Origin of the sequence: Sulfurimonas sp., assembly GCF_014859695.1 — a bacterium.
Lineage (GTDB): Bacteria > Campylobacterota > Campylobacteria > Campylobacterales > Sulfurimonadaceae > Sulfurimonas.
Window position 1 is genome coordinate 1 of the sequence record NZ_JACUTS010000150.1, and the last position, 2,402, is coordinate 2,402.

General features: G+C 40.2%; 2 protein-coding genes. Both read right to left on the bottom strand.

The genetic code is table 11. From position 1 onward, the window contains the following. Positions 1–89 precede the first annotated feature (89 nt). Positions 90–1,094 (bottom strand): tRNA lysidine(34) synthetase TilS, encoded by a 1,005-nt coding sequence (gene tilS / locus IBX42_RS12095; RefSeq protein ID WP_294933185.1) that lies wholly within the window; start codon positions 1,092–1,094, stop codon positions 90–92. Beyond that, positions 1,087–2,400 (bottom strand): 30S ribosomal protein S12 methylthiotransferase RimO, encoded by a 1,314-nt coding sequence (gene rimO, locus IBX42_RS12100; protein ID WP_294933186.1) that lies wholly within the window; start codon positions 2,398–2,400, stop codon positions 1,087–1,089. The genes tilS and rimO overlap by 8 nt, the downstream gene beginning before the upstream one ends. Positions 2,401–2,402 lie beyond the last annotated feature (2 nt).

The following is a 2,402-nucleotide window of genomic DNA, read 5'->3' on the forward strand; positions in this document are numbered from 1 at the left end:
TCCAAGTTTAATTTCTTGATTAAGTGAAATTTTATTTTTCATCGGATTTACCTATTAATTTTGTGTTAATTTTAAATTGTAAGAAAAGTTTAAGAAGTTGAATTTAAAATTTTTGTAACTGTATGAAAAGCTTCTTTGTCTTTGTGGAGGTATGGTCGGAGTTTTGGCTCTATCTTCAAGATTCTGCACGCTTCTTTAAATTCGCTGCTCATGGGCGATTCATTCGTAATATAAGGGGCTATAAATACAAAATCCTTATCTTGGTTTACAACAAACTTTCTTCCGACAACCAAAGTTTTTTGACTTTTTAGGAGTTCTCGCTCATTTGCACTTAAGATGTAAAGTTTTGATTTTAGGTATTTGTCGATTACGAATATATCGGTTCTTTGGTTTTTGGAGCTTTTGAAGTATGCAAGTTCATTGATGCTTTTTATCTCTATCTCTTCAATAAGCTCTGCTCTGTCTTCATCGATGTAGTCAAAACTTTTTTTGATCCCGCTTAGATATTTTTCCAAAAGCGGCATAGAGTAGTTGTGTCTAAAGGAGTTTCTTTTTATATCCTCGTCAAGATTGCTCTCATCCTCAAAGTACTCTTTTTCGTTCGCATGCAGGTAGGCTAAGAGCTCTTTTTTGTCTAGATGCAAAAGAGGGCGCACAAGCTTGTAAAACTCTCTGTTTTGAATGCTCCGCATTCCCGCTATCTCTGCACATCCCGCACCTTTGCAAAACTGCATAAGCATCCACTCAAATCTGTCTCCCAGATGGTGTGCGGTCAAAAGATTTTCATAACCGTGCTCTTTGATAAGCTCTTCAAAAAAAGCGTAACGTATCTCTCTTGCTTTTGCTTCAAAGTTTTGCTCGATCTTAGGGGCCTTAAATATGTGGCATCTGAGATTGTGCGTTTGAGACAGCTCACGAGCATATGCCACCTCCTCTTTGCTCTGTTCTCTAATGCCGTAGTCAACGATTGCAATGTCAAAGGGGATGTTGTGCTTTAAGAGAAGAAAAAAGAGAGCGGTAGAGTCCGCTCCGCCAGAGAAGGCTAGGAGGTTCTTTTTATCTTTAAGGTTTAGAAGAGTTTTGTCTTTAAGCATTATCTACTGTTGCGGTTAGTATGTCCCCGACAATGTCGGTGATCTTGGCTCTGTAAATCTTGCCAAACTCAAGCTCTTCATCGCCGGTTCTGTCATTTACATAAATTTCTCCGTCAATCTCAGGCGCCCAGATAAGCTCTTTTGCGCTTAGCAGATACTCATGCTCATCGCTCTCGCCATCAATTACGATTTGAACCTCTTTGCCGATCTCGCCTTTGAGCGATTTTTCCATAACTTCAGCGGCAATTTCACCTAAGATCTCGGCTCTTTTGTTGATGATTTTTGCAGGAATCTTCTCGCTCATCTCATGAGCCGTAGTGGTCTCTTCATCGGAGTAAGCAAAAACATTTATGCGGTCAAAACCGAAATTTGCGGCAAACTTACACATCTCTTCAAACATCTCATCCGTCTCGCCAGGGTGTCCGACAATAAAGCTTGTACGCATAAATGAGTTAGGAAGTGACTTCATGTACTCTAAAAGCTCTAAAGTCTCTTTTTTACCGAAACCTCTCTTCATAATACGCAGCATATCGTTGTTTATATGTTGTATAGGCATATCGAAGTAGTTGTGGAAGATTTTGCTTTTTGCTATGTTTTTTAGAAGTGAAATCGTTGTTGTTGATGGGTAAAGGTAAAGGATTCTTGCACTCTTTACACCATCAATAAGCTCTATGCGTTGGATAAGCAGACTAAGTCCGTCTTTGACGTTCTGGTCTCGCAAATATGAGCTGCTGTCTTGAGAGATAAATGAAAAATCATAGTAGCCTTTTGCTACAAGACCCTCAACCTCTTTTGCAATCGAGTCGAGAGTTCTGGAGTTTAGTTTGCCTTTGAAAGAGGGAATTGCGCAGAAGCTGCATGCTTGGTTACACCCCTCGGAGAGTTTTATGTAAGCATGATAGGTTGAGCCTGTAACAACGCGCTCGGCACCGTCAATAAGATATACAGCCTCAGAAAATCTGCTTTTTTTCTCTCGCAACAACTCATCAATCTTGTCATAATCGCCCACACCAGTAAAGATGTCAACCTCAGGCATGTCTTTAGCCAACTCCTCTTTATATCTCTCGCTCAGACATCCCGCCATCACCAAAACAGAGTCCTCTTTTCGTGCATCATGAAGGTTAAGGACGGTATTTATCGACTCCTGTTTTGCAGCATCAATGAATCCGCAAGTGTTTACGATGATTACATCTGCATCTCCCTGATCATCGGTTAGTTCAAAGTTTTGAAGTTTGCCCATCATCACTTCGGTGTCGACTAGATTTTTTGTGCATCCAAGAGATACGATATGAAGTTTATTGCCCATTT

Bases quoted from the DNA above. Each gene is read 5' to 3' on its own strand.
- tilS (WP_294933185.1), bottom strand. From the start codon at position 1,094: ATGCTTAAAGACAAAACTCTTCTAAACCTTAAAGATAAAAAGAACCTC.
- rimO (WP_294933186.1), bottom strand. From the start codon at position 2,400: ATGGGCAATAAACTTCATATCGTATCTCTTGGATGCACAAAAAATCTA.